Consider the following 22,140-nt stretch of genomic DNA (forward strand, 5'->3'; position numbering starts at 1 on the left):
CCGGGTTCAGGCGTCGCCGTGCGCGGCCGACAGGACCGCGCCGATGCGGTCGAAGGTCGCCACCGGGTGGCCGCCGACGCCGGGCAGGACCAGGCCGAGGCAGTACAGCGACACGTCACCCGTGGCGTCGGCCCGCACGACGAAGACGGGCGCCCCGACGTACCCCGGGGGTAGTTCCGCGGTGATCCGCACCTCGTCCCCGTCGCGGATCACGCGCTCGATCGCCACCTCCAGCGGGCGGGAGCCGTCCTCGCGTACCCCGTGGGCCAGGACGAAGGCGGAGCTGGCGTCGGCGACGGCCTCGGGCCCGGCGGCGATCCCCGCCGGTACCGGCTGCACGCGCCACCGCCAGCCGCCGTCGCCCGCGTAGCGGTGCAGACCGGCGGTCGGCAGCACCGCGACCCCGTCACCCGCAAAGCTGGACCAACCGGGCACGATCTCGCCCTGCGCGACGGCGTCGGGCGCGACGCCCGCCGGCTCGGTGACGCTCGCCCGCAGGCCCAACTCACCGCCCGCCGCGCCGACGAGGTCGGCCGCCGTCAGCAGCGCCTCCCCCACCGGGTCGTCGCCACCCTGGTAGAAGAAGGCGGTGCCGTAGGCGTCGGCCGCGCGGTAGGGCAGGATCGCCCGACCGACGACCTGGCACAGCTCGTAGGCGACGCTGCTCTCGGCGTCGGGGTCCAGCAACACCAGCCGAGGGTACGGGGAGACGACCGGCCTCCTCGCGGGAACCCGGATGCCGACCGGAGCCGCCTCGTGAGACTCTGCACGGCAACGTGGAGGCGGCACCCATCGACCCGACGCGCGGTGGGTCGGCGGTACCCTTCTGGCGCGACTTCCACGCCGCGCGCCCGTAGCTCAGCGGATAGAGCAGGGGACTTCTAATCCCAAGGCCGCAGGTTCGAATCCTGCCGGGCGCACCTCTCCACCGGAGTCGGTCGGTCACGGATCAGGGAGTCGGCCGGTTCGCGGCAATGTGCCAGTAGGCGTCGCGTGCCTCGGTCAACTGTTCGGGGCTGACGTCCGAAAAGGTCCTCGAGAGCCTGCCGGCTCGTTGACGCATCGCCAGGTTGACCTGGTGGGTGCCGGGGCCGTGGACAGATTCGCCCAGCGGCCTGCCGTCCTCGTGCCCAGCGAGCTGGCCCAGAATCGGGGTCAGGGGGTCGGCGATGGCGGTGCGTAGATCTTGGATCAGCGGGCTCAGTGTGATCGCGGCGGTCTGCAACGCGTGGAGCGTTTCGGTCCCGAGTGTCTGCTCGGGTTGGAGCGTCGACGCGACCCCGTGCCGGACCTCTGGCGCGTAGAGATAGCCGGCGTCGTCGCGGGCCAGGGACAAGCGCGGCAGACGCGCCATTCCGTGGTACACCCAGTTGGAGATCGCCGTCAGACAGACATGGCGAATAATCGTCATCTGGTCGGCGTCCAGACCCCTCAGCAGCGGAGCGAGCTGACGGTGCTGCCAGAGCGGGAAGTTCTGATCATGGTGGCAGCGAGCCGGCAGGGCACTCTGCACCGCAGTCACGGCGAGCGACGCCGCACTGATCGCGAGCAGCGTCTCGCAGCTGGTGACGTGTTCGGGTCCGGCGAACGCCGGCACCAGTTGGCGTGCTGTCGCCCGATCCACACCGCGGGTGGCGGCGACCGGCGGTGGCGACGTCTTCTCCGGTTCGGTGTGCCAGACGACGTTGACGTACCAGTTCGACGGCGGCTGCCCGTGCTCGTGCCATTCGTGGTAGAGCGAGACGCTGCCACCCGCACCGCCCCGACGCAGCGAATACCTGACCATGCACGTCTTGTCGACGTAGTCGGCGATCTCGGCTGCGGGCACGGCGCCCAGGTCACATCCGAAGCTCCGCAGCTGCTCCAGGTATTCGGTGAACGGCCGGCCCGAGCGCCGCCACGCGGCGTGTTCCCAGGTGCCGTCGCGGGCCTGCTGGGCGAGTACGAGCACGGCATTCTGCGGTACCGGGAACCCGGCGGGAAAGTGTGGCGGCAGCCCTCGCGCGTCCAGCTCCAGCAGCCCCGTCGCGGCGCCGGAGAAGATGTCCGCCTGGGCGTCATAGTCGAAGGGCGGCTGTGGTGGCGTCCTGGGCGCAAGTCGACCGTCGATGCCGGCCGCCTCGAGTTCTTCGAGCAGGATCCGAACGACCCGCTCGGCGTACTGACCTTCATCCTTGAGGTCAAGACGGAACACCGGAACGGCGTCCTCGACCAGTACGCTGCACCAGCTCGGCAACGGGCAGTCGGGTTCGTCCGGATGTGAGATCTGGCTGACCGCCCGAACCGCACGCCGCAGGGCCGCGATGCCCGCGGCCTGGTCCGTCGTGTCGTGCAAGGCCAGCGCTACCCCGGAGCAGCGCTCGGTGACGTAGGCGGTCAATTCCGCTTCGTCATAGCGCAACATCGATCGATGCTCTCACGCACCTACCGGGTGCCATCCGTCGGGCCGGCCGTCGAGCAGGCGGCCATACTGCCTCGCATGAGTTACGACCTGGCGGTGTGGGAGGGCGACATGCCCGCCGACGACGAAACGGCCGGCGAGCTGTACGAAGCGCTGTACCAGCAGTACTTCGAGTTCGAGGAGCTGCCGCCCACGCCCCGGATCCGCGCCTACGTCGATGCCGTCGCGGAACGCTGGCCCGACCTCTATGGCCACGACGCCCAGCTCTACCCCCTGTCGAACGGACTCGTCGACGAGGCGTCCGGGCCGATGGTCTACTTCACGATCCCCTTCAACCGGGCCGACGAGGTTTCCGCGGCAGCGGCGCAACTAGCCATCGACCACGGGCTCGTCTGCTACGACCCGCAGGGGGAACACCTGCGCCCCGCTGCCGCTCACGAGGACCGGGTGTTCGGAGCGGCTGCCGAGGACTTGGGAGCCAACCTCCAAGGCGACGACGGAGTCCTGCCGCCGACCCGGTGAACGGTGGGGCTCCGCGCTCCACGGCGGCGGGCGGGCCGAGTGGGATTGATCAGGTGGCGCGCAGACCGTCGCAGACGGCGACCTGCCTCGGCATCCTGAATGCCGCCGCGCTGCTCGTGCCGACTGCGGCGGACGCGCAGCGAGTCCGCTGATAGCGTCGTCGCGTGTCGATGTTCCGAACTCCTCAGGTGATTCTCTTCAGCGAGGACGTCCCGCGCGCCGCCGAGTTCTATGGCGGTCTCGGCTTCACCGAGACCTTCCGGGTACCGACCGAGGGCGAGCCGATCCACATCGACCTGACGCTCGACGGCTACAAGATCGGTATCGCCTCGGTGACCTCCACGCGCGAGGACCACGGACTCGATCCCGTACCGCAGGGTCAGCGGGCGGCGGTGATCCTCTGGACCGACGACACCGCCGGCGCTTACGCGGCCCTCACGACGAACGGCGCTCCCGCCCTGGCCGCACCGCACCGGTGGCTCGACCGCCTGCTGATCGCGTGGACGGCCGACCCGGACGGCAACCCGATCCAGATCGTCCAGCAGCTCTGACGACTTCGTCTGCGGGGCGGGTCTACTCGTAGAAGCAGCCGGCACGCAGGGCGTCCGCGAGGAGTTGCCAGGTCGGTTGCGCCGGCAGCGGTCGGCCGGCACGCTTCTGTAGGCGGCTTCGGTCCTGTAGAAACGCCGCGCACGCCTTCAGGTAGCGGTCTGTGGTCATGTTCTCGACCGCGTCTGGATCGCGAGCGACGTCATCAGCCAGCCATCGCAGCCAGGTGACCAGGTCGTCCAGGCTGTCGACCCGCTTCAGCGGGCGGTTGTCGTCCTCGGCCATGACCGCCTCCCCTGCATCCCGCCGCCACCATTCGCGGATTTTTCCTGCATTGTGCCGGTCCATGCGCGGAGGACTGACATACGGCAGGCTGACCCGATGCGGAAACTGACCTTCGGTATGAGCGTGAGCCTGGACGGCTACGTCGCCGCGCCCGGTGACGACCTCGGGTGGGGTGTGCCGAGCGACGAACTTTTCCAATTCTGGTCCGACCGGGTGGCGGCGACCGCTACGGCCCTGTACGGGCGCAGGCTGTGGGAGGCGATGAGTTCCCACTGGCCGACCGCCGACCAGCAACCGGGTGCCACACCGGCGACGATCGAGTTCGCCGGCCGCTGGCGGGACATGCCGAAGGTGGTCTTCTCCTCGACGATCGACACGGTCGACTGGAACGCCCGCCTGCACACCGGCGACGCGGTCACCGAGATCATCCGGCTCAAGGACGGGGACGGCGGTCCGTTGGACATCGCCGGCGCCACCCTCGCGGCGGAGGCCATGCGGGAAGGGCTGATCGACGAGTACGTGCTGGTCACCCACCCGGTCCTCATCGGCGGTGGCAGACCGTTCTTCACGGCCCTCGACAAGTGGGTGAGCCTGAGCCTGGTGGAGACCAGGACGTTCCCCGGCGGCGTGCTCCTGACCAGGTACGAGACCAAAAGCTGAACGGCCCGCCCGCTGTCAGATCAGGGAGGTGTCGGGTCAGGTCGACGTGCTAACCGACCTGGTGATTCACCGGCCCGATGTATTCGGTGAGCGTGAACCGTCGGTGGTCCTGGAAGGGATGAACAGTGACCTCGACGGTGCTCTCGTCCTCGAAGCGCAGCGTGAAGACGGGATCGAGGTCGCACAGGAACGCGAAGCCGTCGCGGTCGTCGTCGGAGTCGCCGACCAGGTGGCCGCGTGCGTCCCAGCCGGCGTCGCTGGCGGTGATCACGACGGCGACTTCGACGGGGCCGAACGTCAGCGAGCTGTTGGCCCACCAGTCCAGCCAGCAGCGGCCCTCGAAGCGGTCCATGGCGCCACCTCCTCAAGATGAGCCGTCCGGTGACTGCGGACTATGAACGGGCTAACAGCCCCACGCCGGTCACGGTCCGCGCGACCCTGGTGCCCGACGGCGTCAGAACCGAGGCCCTTCTTGGTCACCCTTGTTCGGCTACGAAGGTGCCTCGCGCGTGGACGGTGACAACCAGACCGCGTTCGCGCAGCTCGCGCATTGCCATCCGGACGGTCCCGCGCGCCACGCCGTAAGTCTGCTGCAAGTGAAGTTCGCTCGGCAAGGGCTGCCCAGGTCGGAGCTTGCCCTCCTCGATTTGCTTGGCGAGCAGGTCAGCCAACTGCCGGTAAAGCGGCATGTTGTTGAGCGGGCTCGTCATGGGCGGCAGCGTAGACCCCTCAGTTGGAAAGTGAGGCAGACCTCGCTGGATCATCGATCACTGCGAAAGCACAGTCGCAGGACGGCCTTCTTCATTGCGCTGGGCATGCGATGCAAGCCCGGACACCTTCTGACCCACGCGCCACGTCCGAGGCGGCACCGGGCTACAAGCCTTGATGCCAGCGCTGCGGACATAGACCTCCCGCTTGTCGGTGGCCATGCCCTTCGCATCGAGCACGTAGCCGGTCAACCACACCCAGCCGTGGTACGGGTCGGACGCGCCGATCGACACGAGCCGGACGCGGAGTGCTCTGTCCCCGCCGAACTGCACTGAACATTCCGGACCGATAAGCACGACATCACCGGCCTTGAACGCGGTCACGGCACCCAACCGAGAAAGCGGAGTCGAAGGGCCTCCGGGCGCGCCCAGCTCATGTCCTGGCGGGCGGAGGCGAGGCACATGCCCATGTAGAGCTTCAGCGCGCACGAATCCTCCGCGTACTCGCCCCGCAGTTCCTCTCGTCGCGCCAGGCACGGCCAGGGGCGGTCGCACGTCACGCACAGCCAGAGCGGCAGGGTCGGCCCGTGCCGCGTCATTGGTCCTCGCCCGGCCAGTGGCCCCGGTTGATGGGGATGCGATGACGAGAGTGGCAGGGCAGCTCGGCACCACAGCGACATACGTAACGCCATCGTTCCCAGCTCCAGGCCGGACGGTGACGGCGCGCGAGGGTCAGTGCCGTCGACAGCAGGTAATCATCGAAACGAACCCTTCGCATCCAGCCTCCTACGGACTGTCACCCTCTCTTCCGCGACGGTAGCGCTATACGTATGTGTACGTCTATAGACGTACCAGAGGTCTAGACGTCCATGGACGTGCCCTAGGTTGCGTTCATGATCGATCCGCTGTCTCCGACGCCGATGTACGTGCAGCTCGCTGACGTGATCGCCAAGCGGATCGAGACCGGCGAGCTGCCACCGAAGCGACCGATCCCCAGCGAGTCCACGCTTCAGCAGGAGTACGGCGTCGCCCGCGGCACGGTCCGTGCGGCAGTGCGCCTGCTGCGCGAGCGCGGACTGGTCATGACCGTGCCGCAGCGCGGGACCTACGTCAGCGACAAGTAGGGCTCCGCTGCGGAAGAAGTGCCGAACGGGTGTCTACGGGCGGCACGGCCCCCGGCGTTAATAGGGCGTGACGTTCGAGGAATACGCGTTCGCCCGCACATCGGCGCTGGTGCGGCTCGCGCGCCTGTTGACCGGCGACGAGCACCGGGCCGAGGACCTGGTCCAGGACGTCCTGGCTCGGGCGTACGCCCGCTGGGGTCGTATCTCGCGGACGGATCAACCGGACGCCTACGTCCGCCGCATGCTCGTCAACGCCCACCACTCGTGGTGGCGTCGGCGCAGGAGCCGGGAGGTCACCGTCGCGGCCGTACTCGATCGGGCGGGTGACGTGGACGAGGCGGTCGGCGTCGTCGAGCGCGACGCGCTGTGGCGGCTCGTGTCCGACCTGCCGGCGCGTCAGCGGACCGTGATCGTCCTGCGCTACTACGAGGATCTCGACGACACGGCGATCGCCGAGATCCTCGCCTGCTCGACCGGCACGGTACGCACCCACGCGAAGCGCGCCCTGACGACGCTGCGCCGACGGCAGGAAGCACCGACCCTCGCACGGGCAGGAGACCTCTGATGGTCAGCGACTTTGATCGGCAGCTCGCCGCCACGCTCGCGCATCGCGCCGGTGGCGACATCGACCCGACACCCATCGTCGAGCAGGCCCGTCAGAACGGTCGCCGTCTGCGGCGGCGTCGCCGTGGGCTGCTCGCCGCGGGCGCGGCGGCGGCGTGTGCGGCCCTCGCCGCGGTGGGCCTGACCATCCCCAGCGCCGATGACCCGATGCCGCCAGCCACAACGCTCCTACTGCCGGAGGCGTCCGTACAGAACGCGGTACGACCCGAGGATGTCGTCGGCGCCGACCCCACCACCATCCACTTCTCGGCGGACGCGCTTGTGAGCAGCGCCGAATCCGCCACCTGGCGTACCGGGCGCGGGTCCGAGAGTGTCGAGTTCCGGGGCCCGGACGGCGCGGCGCGTTTCGCGCTGGCGCGCAGCGTCGCGGCGCTGGACGCGTTGCCGCAGACCCTGTCCTCGTCCGGCCGCCCGCAGCCCCGGACCGACGTGCGGGTCGGTGACCGGCCGGGGGTCGCCTGGTTCGATCCGTCCGGCGACCAGAAGCTGTGGTTCGTCCGTTGGCAGCCCACCGACGGGCTCTGGGCGCAATTGGACACGTACGCGGTCACCAGCGACGAGGCGACCGGCACGGCGGGCCGGGTGCGGTTCGACGGTGCCCGCCGCTGCGTGGTGCCGTTCCACCTGGAAGCACTGCCGGCCGGCGCGCGGCTGCTGGAATGCTCGGTCACCCTCGGCCGGTCGGAGAGGGGCGCGATCGCCGAGGGCTCGCTCGTCGTCGGCGACGACGCCGGCCGCTGGCTGACGGTCCGGGCGCAGCCCGCCCCGGGCCACCGGGTCAGGTCGGCGGACCTCGTCGCGGGCCCCTACCGGGCACGTCGACAGGGTGACGACGTCCTGGAGATGACCGTCGACCCCTTCTTCGTCGAGGCGTTCCGCGAGGGCTGGGGCAACGGCTACACCGAGGCGGAGGCGCTGACGATCCTCGGCGGGTACCGCCCCGCCCCCGACCTCGACCACCCCGACACCTGGTGACGCCCACTGTTGCGCCCACGGTGGACGATGGCCCGGTGTCCAGACGACGGCGTCGGTCGCCGCCACCCGCTCCGAGGAGTCTGCGTCCGCGCGTGCGGGTGCTGCTGATCGCGCTGCCCATGCTGCTTGGAGGGTTGGGCCTGGCCATTGGTGCCGGGGTCTACCGCTGGCACGTGTCGTCGGAGGCGGCTCGCCTGCGCGCGGACGGCGTGCCGGTCACGGCCTACGTCTCCGATCGGGCCGGGGGCCACGGCCGGGGCAGCGGGATCGACCGGATCGAGGTCTCCTATCTGTACGAGTCGAGGTCGTACAGCACCTGGATTCCCTGCGCGGGTGGGACCGGCTGCCACCGGACTCCCGGCCCGACGATGGACGTGTGGGTGGACCCGGCCGCGCCCGACAGGTTCGTAGCGGCGAACGGGCATACCAACGGTTCGATGTCGTTCCTGATGAACTGGACGATTCCCCCGGTCGGGCTCGCGTTCGCCGCCCTCGGCGTCGTTCTGCTGGTGCTGGTCGTCCGCACGAGGGACGAGCAGTGGCGGTAAGGCCGGCCGAACCGCACCGGAAGCCGGTGCCGGTCGGTCACGGCCGTGCCATATGCTGCCCGCGTTCGACACGGGGGCCACGGGGAGAAACACATGCGACGGTACGGCTGGGCGGCGCTCACGGCTGCGATCCTCACGATGACGCTGGCGGGCTGCGGCACGCCGGCCGGCACCGATGGCGATCTGGCCGACGACTGGCAGCCGATGGCGGCGGCGCAGCAGTTCGTCCCGAAGGCCGACGAGTGCCACCTCATCGACGAGGCCACGTCGTACCTGAGCAGCTACTCCCCCGTCGACTGCGCGAAGACCCACAAGGTGGAGACCTTCCACGTCGGCACCTTCACCGGCGCTCTGGCCACCCGCACCGCGCCGCCCAAGACGGAGTCGGCGACCATGCGGTCGACCTTCGCCGACTGTGACAAGCGCGCGAAGCAGTTCGTGGGCGGCGACTGGCGCGACGCCCGCCTGTCGGTGCAGGTCGCGCCGCCGTCGCCGGCCGCCTGGTCGGGTGGCGCGCGCTGGTACCGGTGCGACATCTTCGAGTTGGACGAGGTCAACGGCCCGAACGGCGAGAGCGATGCGGCGATCCAGCGGGGCGGCTCGCTGCGCAACGCCCTGGCCACCCGCTCTCCGCTGCACTACGGGTGCATGAACGAGGACAAGTGGAACATGCTGCGGCCGGTCGCCTGCACCGCCGGACATCAGTTCGAGTACGCCGGCACCTGGATGGCACCGGACCGCTCCTGGGATGACGCGACCCGGGACGAGGACTCCATCCACGCGGCCTGCCGGAAGGTCATCGCCCGGTACGCGAAGGTGCCGGTGGACGGCGATCTGGTCTACCGCACCGGCACCTCGTACCGCTTTCCGAACCGTCTGCTGTGGGAGCGCGGCGACCGCGGCGTGCGCTGCTACTACTGGTCCGGCGGCACCACCGTCAAGCGGTCCATCGCCGGTGCCGGCACCAAGGCGCTGCCCATCCGCTGAGCCGGGTCAGCTCGGTCCCAGCAGCGCCGCCAGCGCGGCGTCGCCCTGCCCGAGCTGTGACCCACCGGACGGTGCCACCGCCAGGAACCGCCGGCAGGCATCGAGTTCGACGTACCACTGCGGCCCGTTGTCGTCGACGGGCCGCAGCACCGCGAAGCGGGACGCCGGGGTGGCGCAGTCGGCCACCGGTCGCGTGCCGACCAGCGCCCGCAGCACGTCCGCCTGCCGCTCGGGCGGGAGCGGCCGGCCGTACACGAAGTCACCTGCCGGTTTGCCGCCGCCCCGCTCGGACGGGGGCACCTGGTAGACGCAGAGGCGCAGCGGCCCGGTCTTCGGCGCGGCGCCCGGCGCGGCGCCCGGCGCGACGGGGTCGGGACCGCCGATGCTGGCCTGCACCCACACCATGTCCGCCCACTGTTGCGCGCATCCGGCGGCCTCGGCCGCCGAGGATTCGACGATCCCGACGGTACGGCTGTCGACGCTGGTCAACCGCAGCCCGTCCAGGGCCGCGCGGACCTCCCTGCGCGGCTTGCCGCAGACATCCATCGGCAGGTACGGCCGTAGCCACCGACCCTGGTCGTCGAGCAGCGCCAGCCAGGGCGGGACCAGCATGTCGGCGGTGCAGGCGACGTCGCCCCGGCCCCGTTCCTCGTCGGCCAGTGCCAGCGCGGCGACCAGCGGGCCGATCTCGTCGGCGCGGCGCTCGACGGCCACCTGTTCCCGGCCACCGGCGGCCCCCGGCACGACGTCGCGGCCGCACAGCACGGCGGCGACCGGGGTGAACGCCGGATCGATCCGTCCGACGCGCGGCTCGACCCCGGCGGGCGGCGACGTCGCCGATCCGGGACGTACCGGCAGCATGACGCCCGCCTGCGGCGCGACCTCGGCGCAGGAGGTCCACTTCTCGGCGATCTCGGCAGGGCCGGGACCCTTCGGCGGGTCGGCCGGTCCGGCGCAGCCGGTCAGTGCCAGGCCGCACAGCCCCAGGCCGAGCAGCGTCGCCACCAGTGTCGTTCCGCGCGGACGCATCCCGCTCACCACCTCTCTACCGCTGAATGGGACGGGAGTGCGTCCCGCCAGGTTCCCGCGTGACCTTGCCGACCATGGTGACGCCCCCGGCGGCGCCGGAGTGTCCGTTGCGCAGAATGGGCGGATGGCACATCTGGGACTGGTCGCGCTGCTGGTGAACGAGTACGACGAGGCGCTCGACTTCTACGTCGGCGGGCTCGGCTTCGAGTTGGTGGAGGACACGCCACGCCCGGACGGGTCACGGTGGGTGGTCGTGCGGCCTCCCGGGGCTCGGGAGACGGCCCTGCTGCTGGCCCGCGCGGGCAACGCCGAACAGCGGGCCCGGGTGGGCGACCAGACCGGCGGACGGGTCGGCCTGTTCCTGCACACCGAGGACTTCGCCGCAGCTCACGCCCGGATGGTCGCGGCCGGCGTACGGTTCCTGGAGGAGCCGCGGCACGAGGTGTACGGGTCGGTGGCGGTCTTCGTCGACCTGTACGGCAACCGCTGGGACCTGATCCAGCCCCGCAGCGCAGAGTGACGACAAGGCGACACCACGCATCCGGTAGGTGAACGCTCACCGTCCGCCATGCTATTCTCCGATGTCGATCTCCGCCGTGCGGACCCGAGAGCGGGTCGTTGTCGGAAGGACACCTCCCGATGCCGGCGACTGCCGCCCCGACCGTGCCACCGCCCGCCCTCGACAATCCGGCTGGCGGGGCGTTCGGGTTCATCTTCACCACCCTGCCGGCCCTGCTGCGGCTGACCTGCGGGCTGGTCGGCGCCGCCGTGGCGCTGTCGGTGCGTACCCCGCCGGTGGACCCGGCTCTGCTGCTGCCCGGTGTGGCCGCGCTGACCGGGTGGTCGCTCTGGTACGCGGTCCGCGCGCTACGCCACGGGATCACGCCGACGCTGGTCGCCGGTGACGTCGCGATCACCGCGGTCGCCTGCCTGCTCATCCCCCGCCTGGTGGCACCCGAGGTGCTGCCCGGCGAGGGCAGTTGGATCGCGGTGCTCGCCAGCACGACGGTGATCAACGCGCAGGCCACCGCCAGTGCCCGCTGGTCGATTCCGGCCGGGCTGCTGGTCACCGCCGCGTACGTGGCGGGCGCGCAGGCCGCCGGCGACGTCACCGAGGCGCGGGCCCACGCCGCCACCCTGCTCGTGCAGACGGCCTGCACCGCGATGATGACGGGGGTGATGCGCCGTCGGATCGCTCGGGCCGACAACGCGTTCGCCGAGCACCAGCGGCTCACCCGGGAGGCGCTGGTCGACCGGGCCGCCCGGGAGTCGGAGCGTCAGCAGAACCGGGACCTGCACGACACGGTGCTCGGCACCCTGACCATGGTGGGGCTGGGCGCGGTACCCGGCCCGTCGGCCGCGTTCCGTGGTCGGTGCGCCGCCGACCTGCGTACCCTCGTCGAGTTGACCGACCTCGACCCGACGCCCGGCGACGGCCCGGTGCCGCTCGACGAGCGGCTGCGCGCGGTGCCCGACCGGCTGCCCGAGCTACCGGTGAGCCTGGAGCTGACCGCCTGTGCGGTGCCGGCCGGGGTGGCCGACGCGATCACCGAGAGCGCCTACGCGGCGCTGTCCAACGTGGTCCGGCACGCCCCGGGCGCGCGGACCACACTGCGGCTGAGCCGCGACGCGGTCACCGTCGTGGCCGAGGTGGTCGACGACGGCCCCGGCTTCGACCCGGCCACCGTCCCCGCGCACCGGTACGGTCTGCGCGAGTCGATCCACGGGCGGATGGCGGCGGTCGGCGGGCGGGCCGAGGTGTGTTCCGCGCCCGGCGCCGGCACCCGGATTCGACTGGAGTGGCCCGGTGGCGGCTGACCTGGGCGCGACGGCGGACCGCACCGGAGCCGGGGTCGCGTCGGTGCCGGCACCTCGACCGGGGCCGGTCGACGGGCCCGCACCCGAGCAGTCGGTGCTCGCCGCGCCCGCCGCCGTGGCGCACGCCTCCGACCGGGGTGCCCGGATCGTCGCCGTCGCCATTGCGCTGGCCTGGCACGTCGCGATCGGACTGCCGGCGGTGGTGGCGGCCCGCACGCAGTTCTCCGCGCCCCTGGTGGTGCTCGGCGGCTGGCTACTGGTCGCCGTGGCCGGGGCGGTGGCCGGCGTCCAGCTGCTGCGCGGCACGCCGCTGCCGCCGTGGCCGCTCGCCGGGGTACTGGTCGCCGTCGACGCGGCGGTCTTCGCGGCGGTCGGCGAACGACAGCTGTTCACCGCCGCCAACTGGGTGTGGGGCACGCTCGGCTGGTTCTTCGTGCTCGCGCTGTGGGGGCGGCGGGTGGGCGGTCTCGTCGCACTGCTGACCACCCACGCGTTGATCGCGCTCGCCGCCGTCCTGGCGTACGCGCCGGGCACGGCCGACCTGGCCCGCTACACCATGTACGTCTACGGCACGTTCTCGCTGCCGGTGGCGGTCTTCGCCGGCAGCGCGGTGATCGTCGGCCTGGCCCGGGAACGCGCCGCCGCAGCCGCGGCGATGCACACGATCGCCGCCGAACGGGCCGCCGCCGAGCAGGGCCGGGAGGAACGCCGTGACCGGCTCGCCCTGGCGGGTGCGGCGGCCGGTCGGGTGCTCGGCGAGCTGGCCGCCGGGGAGGCGGACCCGGGTGACCCGGAGGTGCAGCGTCGGTGCGTGCTCGCCGCGGCCCGGCTGCGCCGTCTGATTGCCGAATCCGACGACGTGCCCGACCCGCTCCTGCACGAGTTACGGGCCGCCGCCGACCTTGCCGAACGCAACGGGCTACCGATCGACCTGGTCGCCATCGGCAACCCGCCGCCGCTACCGGTCCAGGTCCGTCGCCGGCTGGCCGACCCACTCACCAGCCTGCTCGCCGACGCCCGAGGGTGGGCCCGCCTGACCGTGGTGTCCGGCCCGGACGAGGTGGTGGTCAGCCTCGTCACGCCGGACCGGGAGGGGCCGGACGCGACCGGCCCGCCCAGCGAGCTCCAGGACGGACCGGTGCAGCACCTCTACGAACGGGACGGGGACATCAGATGGGCGCAGACCCGATGGTCGACATGACCGGTGACCGGCCGGTCGGGGTGGCGATCGTCGACGACCACCCGGTGGTCGTCGAGGGGGTACGCGCCTGGCTCGCCAGCGAACCGCGACTGACCGTGCTGGCCACCGGGGACGACCCGGACGAGGTGCTACGCGCCGCGCCGGACGCCGACGTCGTCCTGCTCGACCTGCGGCTGCACGGCCGGATGGCGCTGGACAAGCTGGCCGAGTTGAGCGCCACCGGGCGGCGGGTGGTGGTCTACTCGGAGCACACCGACCCGGCGACCATGCTCGCCGCGCTGGACGCCGGGGCGGTGGCGTTCCTGGCCAAGCACGAGGGCCGCGAGCACTGCGTGGCGACCGTACTGGCCGCGGCGAGTGACCGCCCGTACGTGCCACCGGCGCTGGCCGGCGCGATGGTCGGCGACCCGAGACCGGACCGGCCGGCACTGTCCGACAAGGAACGGGAGGCCCTGCTGCTCTGGTTCCAGTCGATGTCCAAGGCGTCGGTGGCGCGTCGCATGCAGATCAGCGAGCACACCGTGAAGCAGTACGTCGACCGCGCGCGGATCAAGTACACCCGGGCGGGGCGGCCGGCAGCCACAAAGGCGGCGCTGCTCGCCCGTGCGATCGAGGACGGCCTCGTCCGCCCGGAGGAGATCGGCATCTACCGGTCACAGGCGACACACGACCGGCCGACCCCCTAACGGGCGTCATGACAGTGGCCGACCAATCGGCGAAGCTCAACGCACAGCCAGTTGACCGGGAGGTCGTGACGATGCATGCCGACGCGTCCCCCTTCTTCATCGGCCCGCACCGGTTCGACGCGCCGGACGACGCCGGCCCCACCCTCGACCGGCGGTACGACATGCGCCCGCTGCCCGGCGAGAAGGTGCTCGGCCGGCACCGGCTGCTCGTGGCGGGCTACCTGCTCGGGCCCACGGAGACACGACGCGCCTGGCAGCTCCCCGGGCCTGTCTCGGTGACCGTCACCGACCAGCGGATCTGCTGGGTCGGCACCGGCTCGCAGCTTTCGCTGGTCGCCGACGACGCGCCCCGGCCCCGGCCCACCGGCCGCGTGACCGGCCTGATGACCGGCCAGATCCGCTGGCAGTGGCCGTCCCGGCTGGAGTTGCCCGCCGAGCCACCACAACTGATGATCGTCTGCGACGCGTTGCGGACGATCCAGCAGCCGGCGCTGGCCCTGGGTGGGTCGCCGGGCGAGGTCGTCGCGCTGGCCCGGCAGGTCCGCCGGGCGGTGGCCATGTTCCGCCTCACCCGCCCGCAACTGGTGGATCTCTCTGCCCAGGAGCGCGACGTCCTGCTGCTGCGGGCCGGCCCCGCGCTGCTCGACGGGGACAGCCGGATCACCCTGCCCGGCTCACTGCCGGTGGAGTTCCGCTCCCGCGACGACTACTACCGCTCGGGACCGGAGCCCAATTCGTGGGACCGCTTCGCGGACGGCACGTCCGGGCGGCACTGACGCGGAGTCCGGCCGTACCCAGGTGTCGTTGGTGGCGTACCCCGGCGTCGCCGACAGCCTGCGCGCGGCCGGCGGCCGGTCCGGACGGCGGCCGGCGGGGTGGCCGGGCGTCCTCAGACGCTGGGGGCGCGCTCCTCCCCCTCGGCGTCGAGCGCGGCCGCCTCCTGCGGCGTCGGCGCGCTCCCACCGAGGTGCGCCGGCAGCCACCAGGTGTCCTCCGGGCCGGCCGGCACGTCCGGGTAGTCGCGCTGGGCCCGCTCGACGAGCGCGCTCAGCCGGGTGGTCAACTCGGCGGCCAGCACGTTCGGGTCCGGAAAGTCCGCCGGCATGATCGGCTCGCCGATGAGGATCGTGATGGGCGTGTGCCGGCGGGTGAGCGTGCGGGGGCGGCCCTTGGTCCAGAGTCGCTGGGTGCCCCACAGCGCGACCGGCAGCACCGGCACCTTCGCCGAACGGGCCATCCGGACGGTGCCGCTCTTGAGCTCCTTCACGGTAAACGACCGGCTGATGGTGGCCTCCGGGAAGACGCCGACCACCTCGCCGCGCTTGAGCGCGTCGACGGCCGCGCGGAACGAGGCCGCACCGGCCTGCCGGTCCACCGGGATGTGCCGCATGCCGCGCATCAGCGGGCCGGAGATCCGGTGCGCGAACACCGACTGCTTGGCCATGAACCGGACGAGCCGACCCGAGGGGTTCGCGCCCAACCCCGCGAAGATGAAGTCGAGGTAGCTGACGTGGTTGCTGGCCAGCACCGCCCCGCCCGTGCGAGGTACGTGGTGGGCGCCCTCGATGGTGATCTTCAGGTCGAGGACCCGGAACAGCGTCTTGGCAGCGGCGATAACGGGCGGGTACACGAGCTCCGGCATTCGCAGAATCTACCGTGCCGGACTGGGGATCGCCTGGGCGGCGGCCCGGCGGCGACGCGGGTGGCGTGCCGCCGCCGGTATGCCCGCCCGCGTATCAGTCGGCGAGGCTGTGCAGATCGAGTCGGCCCCGGGCGAAGGCGTCCACCCGCCCCCAACGGCCGGGAATGTCCAGGACCTCGATCCGGCCCATCCCCACCGGCAGACGCGGCTCGACCGCCAGGTGCCCGTCGTGTGGTTCGAGACCGAGCATGGTGCGCAGCAGCAGTAGCGGCGTACCCGTCGACCAGGCCTGCGGGCTGCACGCCGTCGGGTACTCGACCGGGAACTTGGTCAGCTCCCGCGGGTAGCCGCCGAACGCCTCCGGTAGCCGCCCGTCGAAGTAGGTGGCCGCGTCCAGGATGCCGTTGGCGATGGTGGCGGCCTCCTCGGCGAAGCCGTACCGCCGCAGGCCCCAGGCGATGAAGGAGTTGTCGAACGGCCAGATCGTGCCGTTGTGGTAGCCGATCGGGTTGTACCGGACCTCCCCCTCAGCGAGCGTGCGCACCCCCCAGCCGGAGAACAGTCGCGGCCCGACCAGGTGCGCCGCCAACTTCTCGGCCCGCGCCGGATCGACGATCCCGCTCCACAGCAGGTGACCGATGTTGGAGCTGAGGATGTCGCACTGGCGACCGTCCGGGTCCAGGGCCAGCGCGTAGTACTCGCCGTCGGCCACCCACCAGTCCCGGTTGAACCGCTCCTTCAGCTCCGCCGCCTCCCGCTCCAACTGGTCGGCGAACTCCGGGTCGTCCCAGAACAGGCGGGCCATCCGCGCCGCGCGGACCTTCGCGTCGTACGCGTACCCCTGCACCTCGCAGGTGGCCCGGGGGAACGGTGGCAGGGTGCCGTCGGAGTAGGAGATCGAGTCCCAGGAGTCCTTCCAGCACTGGTTCTCCAGGCCGGTCTCGGTGTTGCGGCGCTCGTACCAGATGTAGCCGTTGCCGACCAGGTCGGCGTAGCTGTCGATCCACTTGAGCGCGGCCCGGGACTCCTGCTCCAACTCCTTGACCAGCGCCACGTCCCCACTCCACCGCTCGTACTCGTCGAGCAGCACGAGGAACAGCGGAGTCGCGTCCACCGATCCGTAGTACGGGGAGTGCGGCTGCTCCTCGAAGGCGGCGGTCTCGCCGTAGCGCATCTCGTGCAGGATCCGCCCCGGGTCCTCGTCCCGGAAGTCGTCGAACCGGCTGCCCTGCAGGGACGCGAGGATGCGCAGCGTCGTCTTCGACAACTGCGGCGTGAACGGCAGCGTCTGGAGGCAGGTGAGGATGCTGTCCCGGCCGAACATGGTCATGAACCAGGGCAGACCGGCCGCGGGCAGGGTCGCGCCCCCGAGCGACAGCGGCGAGAAGCGCAGCGCCGCCAGATCGATCAGACTGCGACGGTACGTGGCGGCGACCCGACCGTGCTCGCTGTTGACCTTCGGGGCGTCCGCGATCCACTGCTCCAGGTCGTGTTGCAGGGCCAGCCGTTCGCCGCCGTGCACGCGCAGACCCATCCGCAGGTCCCGGTCCCCGGGACCGACCGCGCGTGTCTGCACGTCGATCGTCGCGTCCCACTGCTCGTTGGGCTCCAGGTGGATGGTGTACGAGAAGCCCCGGTTGTCGTAGCGCGGCGACATCGACGAGGAGATGCTCGTCTCGCGCCGGAAGTTGCCCCGGCGGTAGCCCAGGCGCAGCTTGTCCGACTCGACCTCGGTGTAGATCTCGCCCTTCTTGTTCAGGATCTCGTCCTTGACCTGGAACAGGTCGGCGAAGTCGGACGCCGCGTCCATCCGTACTTCCAGGTCGACCGCCTTCTCGTCATGGTTGAGGATGGTGAGCTGCTCGCGGAAGCTGCCGCCGACCGCCCGCTCACGGATGATCGACAACTTCGCGTCCACGTAGTGCGTGGCCATCCCCGGCACCAGGAAGAACCGGGACTCGAAGTACTGCAGGTCGTCGTACGACAGCGAGTTGAGGCGTTCGCCGTTGACGCTCAGCACCCACGTCGACAGGAACCGGGTGTCGAGAGAGAAGAGCCCGGTCGGTTCGCTCGGCGTCGCCTCGATGTCGCCGGTGTCCTCGCAGACGACGAACGTGTTGCCGTCCAGGATCCGGATCGTGTTGCTCTGCCCCATCACCGCACCTCCCCCGCGAATCGGCGGCGCGGCCCACGGGCGTCCGGCGACCCGGGGAAGATCCGCTCCACCTGCACCACCAGCCGGGCGTCCCCCGACACCGTCATGTCCCCGCGCAACAGGGCCGCCAGGCCGTGCTCACGGCCGGCAGCTATCTCGTCGAACAGCATCGGGCTGGCGCCGATGACCGTGTCGGCCTCGCGGTCCTCCTGGCTCACGTTGAGCCGCCCCCGGTCGATCCTCAGCAGCCAGTGCCGGGTCTGCGCTCCCTCGTGCAGGTCGATCCGCAGCGTCCCGGAGGTCTTCGCCAGCAGGGGCTCGTACCCCCGCCGGTCCAGGTCCTCGAAGAACCTCGTGGTCGCGTCCACCATCGGGTCCACTCCTCCCAGTCGGCCAGGCCGCCGCAACCCACCGGCGCGCTCAGGGCCGGCGTCGCACGTCCCCGCTCGGGTCCCCGCACCGCACAGTCCCAACCTCGCCCACATGGGGTGACCCACCGCTCCTCCCCCGCTCGGGGGCCGTAGGGGCGGGGGTATGGAGGCGCCGGCCCTTCCGGGACGGAAGGGCCGGCGCTCGTGTGCTGGGTACGTCAGTTGTTCGGCTCGTCGGCGCTGATGTCGGCCAGCACCGACTGCGGCTCACGCTCGACCGCGAGGTCACCCATCGAGACCAGGCCGATCAGGCGGCCCTCGTCGACCACCGGCAGTCGGCGTACGGCGTAGGTACGCATCAGGTCAGCGGCGGACACCGCATCGTCGTACTGGCTCACCGTGATCACGTCGCGGCTGGTGATCTGGTTCAGCCGGGTCGAGCCCGGGTCCATGTTCTCCGCGACGCCCCGGACCGTGATGTCCCGGTCCGTAACGATACCGACGACACTGTCGCCGTCGGTCACCACCACGTCACCAATGGCGCTGTCGCGCATCTCCTGCGCGGCGGCGATCAACGTGTCGTTGCCGTCCATCGTCACCAACCGGGTCGTCATGAACTCTCCGACCGTTGTCATGGTGCTCCCCTCTCGGTGTCGGCACGGCCCGTCTACCCGCCGTCCCGCAGGGGGTAACGCGGTCGGTGCGGCGGCTATCCGTCCGGCCGGCGCAAGCGGCGCAGTTCGTAGAGGCCACTGCTGGTCAGGCTGTAGAAGATCGGCAGCAGCAGGAAGATCACCAACGCGAACAGCGGTTCGGTGACGAACCCGATGAGCACCGCCAGCGCGTACCCCAGGATGCCCACCACGGCCCGTTTTCGTTCTCCGGGGAAGAACTCTCGCGGGACGGCCGGGTCGACCAGGTCGTGATGGCGGGCCAGATAGTGGTACAGACCGAGCCAACTTGTCGTGAGCAGGATGCCGACCAGGCCGTAGAGGGCGACCCCGGTACGCTCGTCCGCCCGGTCGCCCAGCTGCACGGCCTGGGAGACGATGGAGGTCGCGAAGGGCAGCAGTGCTGTCGTGAACAGCACGCCCAGGTTGTACCACTGCAAACCCTTCCCGCTGTTGACCACCCGGTGCAGCGCGGAGCGGTGGTTCAGCCAGGTGACGGCCACGAGGACGTACGAGGTGACGTACGCCAGGTAGGCCGGCCACTGCTCGACGAGCGCGTGCAGCAGCTGGCCACGGCCCACCCGGGGCGGCTGGAGGTCGAGTACCAGCAGCGTGATGACGATGGCGAAGACCCCGTCACTGAAAGCGAGCAGGCGGGAGGTCTCCGAACGCAGGATCGGGCCGCCGCCGGCCTGCCCGACGTCGTCGTTCCCCTGCTCGGTGCCCAATTCCGCCCCCTCCCCCGAGGTGCCGCGCCGCCCGGCATACCGCCTGGGCTGCTCCGGCACGGCGGTCCGGTATACCCGCCGAGGGTCCCGACACCCGTGGGCCGGGCCGCGCGTCCGGGTCACCACACCTACCGTGGGTACGGTGCTGACGGGTGAACATGAGCTGCGGGAACTGGTCGCCGGCAACGCCTGGCTGACCCGGGCACTGACAGTGGTCCGCGATTCCGGTCTACCGAACGCCTGGATCGGCGCGGGCGCGCTGCGCGACCTGGTCTGGGGCGAGCGGTACGGCGACGGGTTCGCCCCGACCACCGTCCGCGACGTGGACGTGGTCTTCTTCGACCCGACGAAGCTGTCCCGCGCCGACGATGACCGGGCCACCGCCCGCCTGGCCGCCGCCTGGCCCGAGCCGCCGTGGGAGGCGCGCAACCAGGCGGCGGTGCACACCTGGTACGCCGCGAAGTTCGGTGGCGAGCCGATCGCGCCGTACCGCAGCGTCGCCGAGGCGGTGGCCACCTGGCCGGAGTACGCCACCGCGGTGGCCGTGCGCCTGTCGACGGACGGTGAGCTGAAGGTCTGCGCCCCGTACGGCCTCGCGGACCTGCTGGGCGGGGTGTGGCGGCACAACCCGACCCGGGTGGACGTCGCGCGGTCCCGACAGCGGCTGGCCCGCCACCGGCCCGCGCAGCGTTGGCCCGGGGTGACCGTGGTCGAGCCGGGCTGACCGGCGCCCGTCAGACCGGCCCGCTCAGGAGCGCGGCGGCATCCCGTAGACCCGTTCCACGTGCAGGCGCAGCACCAGCCGCCGCTCGGCGACCATGGCGTCGCGGTATTCGGCCCAGTCCGGGTGCTCGCCGCGCAACGACCGGTAGAGCCCGACCAGCTCCTCGACCGTGGCGTCATCGACGTCGGCCGCCGGAACGGTCAGCTCGGCCCGCCCCTCGACGACCGCGTACGCCCACCCGTCCTCGCTGCTGACGTGGAAGCTGGCGCGCGGGTCCCGACGGAGGTTGGCGGTCTTGGCCCGGCCGTCGGTGACGGACACCCGGATCAGGCCGGCGGCGGGGTCGAACGAGTAGACCACGGTGGACAGCTGCGGTCGTCCGTCACGCTTGATGGTGGCGAGCACGCCCATCGAACGACCGGCGATCAACTCGGTCAACGCCTGCTGGTTGGGGTCCTCCGGCACGGCTTCCTCCAGGTGGCACGGTCGGCTTCGTCCATCCAAACACGACCGGCGCGCCTCCGCCCCCGACGTGCCGGTACCCACCACCGACTACGGGCCCGGACCGTGACCGGCCGGGCCCGCAGGGGACGGTGACCCTCAGCGCCGTTCGGCGGCGACCAACTCGGCGAGCTGTACGGCGTTGAGCGCCGCGCCCTTGCGCAGGTTGTCGTTGGAGCAGAACAGCGCCAGCCCGTACTCGACGGTCTCGTCGGCGCGGATGCGACCCACGTAGGTCGGGTCCTGCCCAGCCGCCTGCAACGGCGTCGGCACGGCGGTCAACGCGACGCCGGGCGCGTCGGTGAGCAGCTCGTGGGCCCGCTGCGGCGTGATCGGCCGCGCGAAGCGGGCGTTGATCTGGAGCGAGTGGCCGGTGAAGACCGGCACCCGGACGCAGGTGCCGGAGACCTTGAGGTCGGGGATCTCCAGGATCTTGCGGCTCTCGTTGCGGAGCTTCTGCTCCTCGTCCGTCTCGAACGAGCCGTCGTCGACGATCGAGCCGGCCAGCGGCAGCACGTTGAAGGCGATCGGCTCGGCGAACGAGCGCGGCGCGGGGAACTCGACGGCCGACCCGTCGAAGGCGAGACCGGAGGCGTGCTCGGCGACCTTGCGGACCTGCTCGTCCAACTCGGCGACGCCGGCCAGCCCGGCGCCGGAGACCGCCTGGTACGTCGAGACGACCAGGCCGATCAGACCCGCCTCGGCGTGCAACGGGCGCAGCACCGGCATCGCGGCCATCGTCGTGCAGTTGGGGTTGGCGATGATGCCCTTCGGGCGGTCGGCGGCGGCGTGTGGGTTGACCTCGGCGACCACCAGTGGCACCAGCGGGTCCATCCGGAAGGCCGACGAGTTGTCGATCACCACGGCGCCGGCCTCGGCGACCCGGGGAGCCAACTCCCTGGCCGTGCCCTTACCGGCCGAGAAGAGCACGATGTCCAGCCCGGAGTAGTCCGCCGTCGCGGCGTCCTCGACGGTGATCTCGTCGTCGCGCCACGGCAGCGTACGCCCCGCGGACCGCGCCGAGGCGAACAACCGCACCTGCTCCGCCGGGAACTCCCGCTCCGCCAGCACCTGCCGCATCACGCCACCGACCTGGCCGGTGGCACCCACAATGCCGATCCTCATGCCCGGAGGCTACCCACCCCACCCCCGAAACCGGGACCCCTTTCCCACCCCCCGGGTCCCACCTCACACCGATCCCTCCCCCGCGTCGATCATGAAGTTGTTGCCAC

Annotated in this window: 29 protein-coding genes and 1 tRNA gene; 15 read left to right on the top strand and 15 right to left on the bottom strand. The window is 71.4% G+C overall.

Features of this window, described 5'->3' with window-relative positions; translation table 11 throughout:
- Positions 1–6: 6 nt before the first annotated feature.
- The gene (locus tag ACN269_RS13605; protein ID WP_421472793.1) at positions 7–690 is read right to left on the bottom strand and encodes a hypothetical protein; all 684 of its coding nucleotides are present in this window, start codon (positions 688–690) and stop codon (positions 7–9) included.
- A 157-nt stretch (positions 691–847) separates the two neighbouring features.
- Between ACN269_RS13605 and ACN269_RS13610 the strand changes: the two genes are divergently transcribed.
- Positions 848–920: transfer RNA gene (locus ACN269_RS13610), tRNA-Arg, on the top strand.
- 29 nt (positions 921–949) lie between these two features.
- On the opposite strand, the gene ACN269_RS13615 is transcribed toward ACN269_RS13610, so the two are convergent.
- The gene (locus ACN269_RS13615; protein WP_421472794.1) at positions 950–2,404 is read right to left on the bottom strand and encodes a hypothetical protein; all 1,455 of its coding nucleotides are present in this window, start codon (positions 2,402–2,404) and stop codon (positions 950–952) included.
- A 75-nt stretch (positions 2,405–2,479) separates the two neighbouring features.
- On the opposite strand from ACN269_RS13615, the gene ACN269_RS13620 reads away from it, so the two are divergent.
- Both ACN269_RS13620 and ACN269_RS13625 read left to right on the top strand, forming a co-directional pair.
- A complete protein-coding gene (locus ACN269_RS13620; protein ID WP_421472795.1) occupies positions 2,480–2,923 on the top strand; it encodes a hypothetical protein in 444 nt (147 codons plus the stop codon).
- A 170-nt stretch (positions 2,924–3,093) separates the two neighbouring features.
- Positions 3,094–3,474, top strand: coding sequence for a VOC family protein (locus tag ACN269_RS13625; RefSeq protein ID WP_421476323.1), 381 nt, complete (start codon positions 3,094–3,096; stop codon positions 3,472–3,474).
- Positions 3,475–3,496: 22 nt separating this feature from the next.
- On the opposite strand, the gene ACN269_RS13630 is transcribed toward ACN269_RS13625, so the two are convergent.
- The gene (locus tag ACN269_RS13630; protein WP_421472796.1) at positions 3,497–3,757 is read right to left on the bottom strand and encodes a DUF7660 family protein; all 261 of its coding nucleotides are present in this window, start codon (positions 3,755–3,757) and stop codon (positions 3,497–3,499) included.
- A 96-nt stretch (positions 3,758–3,853) separates the two neighbouring features.
- On the opposite strand from ACN269_RS13630, the gene ACN269_RS13635 reads away from it, so the two are divergent.
- Positions 3,854–4,417 carry a dihydrofolate reductase family protein gene (locus tag ACN269_RS13635; RefSeq protein ID WP_421472797.1) on the top strand — a complete coding sequence of 188 codons (564 nt, stop codon included), beginning with the start codon at positions 3,854–3,856 and terminating at the stop codon, positions 4,415–4,417.
- 49 nt (positions 4,418–4,466) lie between these two features.
- On the opposite strand, the gene ACN269_RS13640 is transcribed toward ACN269_RS13635, so the two are convergent.
- The 4 genes from ACN269_RS13640 to ACN269_RS13655 form a co-directional block, all read right to left on the bottom strand.
- Positions 4,467–4,769: a hypothetical protein gene (locus ACN269_RS13640; RefSeq protein WP_421472798.1), complete on the bottom strand. Its 303-nt coding sequence runs from the start codon at positions 4,767–4,769 to the stop codon at positions 4,467–4,469.
- A 124-nt stretch (positions 4,770–4,893) separates the two neighbouring features.
- Positions 4,894–5,127, bottom strand: coding sequence for a GntR family transcriptional regulator (locus ACN269_RS13645; protein WP_421472799.1), 234 nt, complete (start codon positions 5,125–5,127; stop codon positions 4,894–4,896).
- Positions 5,128–5,184: 57 nt separating this feature from the next.
- Complete coding sequence (locus ACN269_RS13650) at positions 5,185–5,508, bottom strand: hypothetical protein (protein WP_421472800.1); 324 nt, start codon at positions 5,506–5,508, stop codon at positions 5,185–5,187.
- Positions 5,505–5,723, bottom strand: a complete 219-nt coding sequence (locus ACN269_RS13655) for a hypothetical protein (protein ID WP_421472801.1) — start codon at positions 5,721–5,723, stop codon at positions 5,505–5,507. Before ACN269_RS13655 ends, ACN269_RS13650 begins: the two co-directional genes overlap by 4 nt.
- A 294-nt stretch (positions 5,724–6,017) precedes the next feature.
- Between ACN269_RS13655 and ACN269_RS13660 the strand changes: the two genes are divergently transcribed.
- The 5 genes from ACN269_RS13660 (at position 6,018) to ACN269_RS13680 (ending at position 9,382) form a co-directional block, all read left to right on the top strand.
- The gene (locus ACN269_RS13660; RefSeq protein WP_357133660.1) at positions 6,018–6,248 is read left to right on the top strand and encodes a GntR family transcriptional regulator; all 231 of its coding nucleotides are present in this window, start codon (positions 6,018–6,020) and stop codon (positions 6,246–6,248) included.
- A 67-nt stretch (positions 6,249–6,315) separates the two neighbouring features.
- On the top strand, positions 6,316–6,813 hold the full coding sequence (locus ACN269_RS13665; RefSeq protein WP_421472802.1) for a SigE family RNA polymerase sigma factor: 498 nt from the start codon (positions 6,316–6,318) through the stop codon (positions 6,811–6,813).
- A complete protein-coding gene (locus ACN269_RS13670) occupies positions 6,813–7,847 on the top strand; it encodes a hypothetical protein (RefSeq protein ID WP_421472803.1) in 1,035 nt (344 codons plus the stop codon). The genes ACN269_RS13665 and ACN269_RS13670 overlap by 1 nt, the downstream gene beginning before the upstream one ends.
- A 92-nt stretch (positions 7,848–7,939) precedes the next feature.
- Positions 7,940–8,395: a hypothetical protein gene (locus tag ACN269_RS13675; protein ID WP_421472804.1), complete on the top strand. Its 456-nt coding sequence runs from the start codon at positions 7,940–7,942 to the stop codon at positions 8,393–8,395.
- 93 nt (positions 8,396–8,488) lie between these two features.
- Positions 8,489–9,382, top strand: coding sequence for a septum formation family protein (locus tag ACN269_RS13680; protein ID WP_421472805.1), 894 nt, complete (start codon positions 8,489–8,491; stop codon positions 9,380–9,382).
- Between the two features lie 6 nt (positions 9,383–9,388).
- Here the strand turns inward: ACN269_RS13680 and ACN269_RS13685 are convergent, their stop codons facing one another.
- Positions 9,389–10,411 (bottom strand): hypothetical protein, encoded by a 1,023-nt coding sequence (locus ACN269_RS13685; RefSeq protein WP_421472806.1) that lies wholly within the window; start codon positions 10,409–10,411, stop codon positions 9,389–9,391.
- A 124-nt stretch (positions 10,412–10,535) separates the two neighbouring features.
- On the opposite strand from ACN269_RS13685, the gene ACN269_RS13690 reads away from it, so the two are divergent.
- The 5 genes from ACN269_RS13690 to ACN269_RS13710 all read left to right on the top strand — a co-directional run bounded on the left by ACN269_RS13690 (position 10,536) and on the right by ACN269_RS13710 (position 14,892).
- The gene (locus ACN269_RS13690) at positions 10,536–10,931 is read left to right on the top strand and encodes a VOC family protein (protein WP_421472807.1); all 396 of its coding nucleotides are present in this window, start codon (positions 10,536–10,538) and stop codon (positions 10,929–10,931) included.
- A gap of 119 nt (positions 10,932–11,050) precedes the next feature.
- Positions 11,051–12,229 carry a sensor histidine kinase gene (locus ACN269_RS13695; RefSeq protein WP_421472808.1) on the top strand — a complete coding sequence of 393 codons (1,179 nt, stop codon included), beginning with the start codon at positions 11,051–11,053 and terminating at the stop codon, positions 12,227–12,229.
- Between the two features lie 94 nt (positions 12,230–12,323).
- Positions 12,324–13,430: a hypothetical protein gene (locus ACN269_RS13700; protein ID WP_421476325.1), complete on the top strand. Its 1,107-nt coding sequence runs from the start codon at positions 12,324–12,326 to the stop codon at positions 13,428–13,430.
- A complete protein-coding gene (locus tag ACN269_RS13705; RefSeq protein WP_421472809.1) occupies positions 13,403–14,116 on the top strand; it encodes a response regulator in 714 nt (237 codons plus the stop codon). Before ACN269_RS13700 ends, ACN269_RS13705 begins: the two co-directional genes overlap by 28 nt.
- A 71-nt stretch (positions 14,117–14,187) precedes the next feature.
- Positions 14,188–14,892, top strand: coding sequence for a hypothetical protein (locus ACN269_RS13710; protein WP_421472810.1), 705 nt, complete (start codon positions 14,188–14,190; stop codon positions 14,890–14,892).
- A gap of 113 nt (positions 14,893–15,005) precedes the next feature.
- Here ACN269_RS13710 and ACN269_RS13715 read toward each other — a convergent pair whose 3' ends face one another.
- The 5 genes from ACN269_RS13715 to ACN269_RS13735 form a co-directional block, all read right to left on the bottom strand.
- On the bottom strand, positions 15,006–15,758 hold the full coding sequence (locus ACN269_RS13715) for a lysophospholipid acyltransferase family protein (protein WP_421472811.1): 753 nt from the start codon (positions 15,756–15,758) through the stop codon (positions 15,006–15,008).
- A gap of 94 nt (positions 15,759–15,852) precedes the next feature.
- Positions 15,853–17,913: a glycogen debranching N-terminal domain-containing protein gene (locus ACN269_RS13720; protein WP_421472812.1), complete on the bottom strand. Its 2,061-nt coding sequence runs from the start codon at positions 17,911–17,913 to the stop codon at positions 15,853–15,855.
- The gene (locus ACN269_RS13725) at positions 17,913–18,284 is read right to left on the bottom strand and encodes an SCP2 sterol-binding domain-containing protein (protein WP_421472813.1); all 372 of its coding nucleotides are present in this window, start codon (positions 18,282–18,284) and stop codon (positions 17,913–17,915) included. Before ACN269_RS13725 ends, ACN269_RS13720 begins: the two co-directional genes overlap by 1 nt.
- A gap of 218 nt (positions 18,285–18,502) precedes the next feature.
- Positions 18,503–18,919, bottom strand: a complete 417-nt coding sequence (locus ACN269_RS13730; protein ID WP_355052239.1) for a CBS domain-containing protein — start codon at positions 18,917–18,919, stop codon at positions 18,503–18,505.
- Positions 18,920–18,993: 74 nt separating this feature from the next.
- Positions 18,994–19,683 (bottom strand): TMEM175 family protein, encoded by a 690-nt coding sequence (locus ACN269_RS13735; protein ID WP_421472814.1) that lies wholly within the window; start codon positions 19,681–19,683, stop codon positions 18,994–18,996.
- A 142-nt stretch (positions 19,684–19,825) separates the two neighbouring features.
- Between ACN269_RS13735 and ACN269_RS13740 the strand changes: the two genes are divergently transcribed.
- Entirely contained in the window at positions 19,826–20,407 is a 582-nt protein-coding gene (locus ACN269_RS13740; protein ID WP_421472815.1) for a nucleotidyltransferase family protein, read from the top strand.
- 24 nt (positions 20,408–20,431) lie between these two features.
- Here the strand turns inward: ACN269_RS13740 and ACN269_RS13745 are convergent, their stop codons facing one another.
- Positions 20,432–20,872 (bottom strand): PPOX class F420-dependent oxidoreductase, encoded by a 441-nt coding sequence (locus ACN269_RS13745; protein WP_421472816.1) that lies wholly within the window; start codon positions 20,870–20,872, stop codon positions 20,432–20,434.
- Positions 20,873–21,007: 135 nt separating this feature from the next.
- On the bottom strand, positions 21,008–22,033 hold the full coding sequence (locus ACN269_RS13750; protein ID WP_421472817.1) for an aspartate-semialdehyde dehydrogenase: 1,026 nt from the start codon (positions 22,031–22,033) through the stop codon (positions 21,008–21,010).
- Between the last annotated feature and the right edge of the window lie 107 nt (positions 22,034–22,140).

It is taken from the genome of Micromonospora sp. WMMD736 (assembly GCF_049179015.1).
Classification (GTDB): Bacteria; Actinomycetota; Actinomycetes; order Mycobacteriales; family Micromonosporaceae; genus Micromonospora.

Excerpts from the sequence above, each read along its gene's own strand:
- ACN269_RS13685 (WP_421472806.1), bottom strand. The coding sequence starts at position 10,411 with ATGCGTCCGCGCGGAACGACACTGGTGGCGACGCTGCTCGGCCTGGGG.
- ACN269_RS13715 (WP_421472811.1), bottom strand. The coding sequence starts at position 15,758 with ATGCCGGAGCTCGTGTACCCGCCCGTTATCGCCGCTGCCAAGACGCTG.
- ACN269_RS13720 (WP_421472812.1), bottom strand. The coding sequence starts at position 17,913 with ATGGGGCAGAGCAACACGATCCGGATCCTGGACGGCAACACGTTCGTC.
- ACN269_RS13615 (WP_421472794.1), bottom strand. The coding sequence starts at position 2,404 with ATGTTGCGCTATGACGAAGCGGAATTGACCGCCTACGTCACCGAGCGC.
- ACN269_RS13620 (WP_421472795.1), top strand. The coding sequence starts at position 2,480 with ATGAGTTACGACCTGGCGGTGTGGGAGGGCGACATGCCCGCCGACGAC.
- ACN269_RS13635 (WP_421472797.1), top strand. The coding sequence starts at position 3,854 with ATGCGGAAACTGACCTTCGGTATGAGCGTGAGCCTGGACGGCTACGTC.
- ACN269_RS13750 (WP_421472817.1), bottom strand. The coding sequence starts at position 22,033 with ATGAGGATCGGCATTGTGGGTGCCACCGGCCAGGTCGGTGGCGTGATG.
- ACN269_RS13730 (WP_355052239.1), bottom strand. The coding sequence starts at position 18,919 with ATGACAACGGTCGGAGAGTTCATGACGACCCGGTTGGTGACGATGGAC.
- ACN269_RS13680 (WP_421472805.1), top strand. The coding sequence starts at position 8,489 with ATGCGACGGTACGGCTGGGCGGCGCTCACGGCTGCGATCCTCACGATG.
- ACN269_RS13670 (WP_421472803.1), top strand. The coding sequence starts at position 6,813 with ATGGTCAGCGACTTTGATCGGCAGCTCGCCGCCACGCTCGCGCATCGC.
- ACN269_RS13710 (WP_421472810.1), top strand. The coding sequence starts at position 14,188 with ATGCATGCCGACGCGTCCCCCTTCTTCATCGGCCCGCACCGGTTCGAC.
- ACN269_RS13660 (WP_357133660.1), top strand. The coding sequence starts at position 6,018 with ATGATCGATCCGCTGTCTCCGACGCCGATGTACGTGCAGCTCGCTGAC.
- ACN269_RS13725 (WP_421472813.1), bottom strand. The coding sequence starts at position 18,284 with ATGGTGGACGCGACCACGAGGTTCTTCGAGGACCTGGACCGGCGGGGG.
- ACN269_RS13705 (WP_421472809.1), top strand. The coding sequence starts at position 13,403 with ATGGGCGCAGACCCGATGGTCGACATGACCGGTGACCGGCCGGTCGGG.
- ACN269_RS13625 (WP_421476323.1), top strand. The coding sequence starts at position 3,094 with ATGTTCCGAACTCCTCAGGTGATTCTCTTCAGCGAGGACGTCCCGCGC.
- ACN269_RS13695 (WP_421472808.1), top strand. The coding sequence starts at position 11,051 with ATGCCGGCGACTGCCGCCCCGACCGTGCCACCGCCCGCCCTCGACAAT.
- ACN269_RS13645 (WP_421472799.1), bottom strand. The coding sequence starts at position 5,127 with ATGACGAGCCCGCTCAACAACATGCCGCTTTACCGGCAGTTGGCTGAC.
- ACN269_RS13640 (WP_421472798.1), bottom strand. The coding sequence starts at position 4,769 with ATGGACCGCTTCGAGGGCCGCTGCTGGCTGGACTGGTGGGCCAACAGC.
- ACN269_RS13630 (WP_421472796.1), bottom strand. The coding sequence starts at position 3,757 with ATGGCCGAGGACGACAACCGCCCGCTGAAGCGGGTCGACAGCCTGGAC.
- ACN269_RS13655 (WP_421472801.1), bottom strand. The coding sequence starts at position 5,723 with ATGACGCGGCACGGGCCGACCCTGCCGCTCTGGCTGTGCGTGACGTGC.
- ACN269_RS13690 (WP_421472807.1), top strand. The coding sequence starts at position 10,536 with ATGGCACATCTGGGACTGGTCGCGCTGCTGGTGAACGAGTACGACGAG.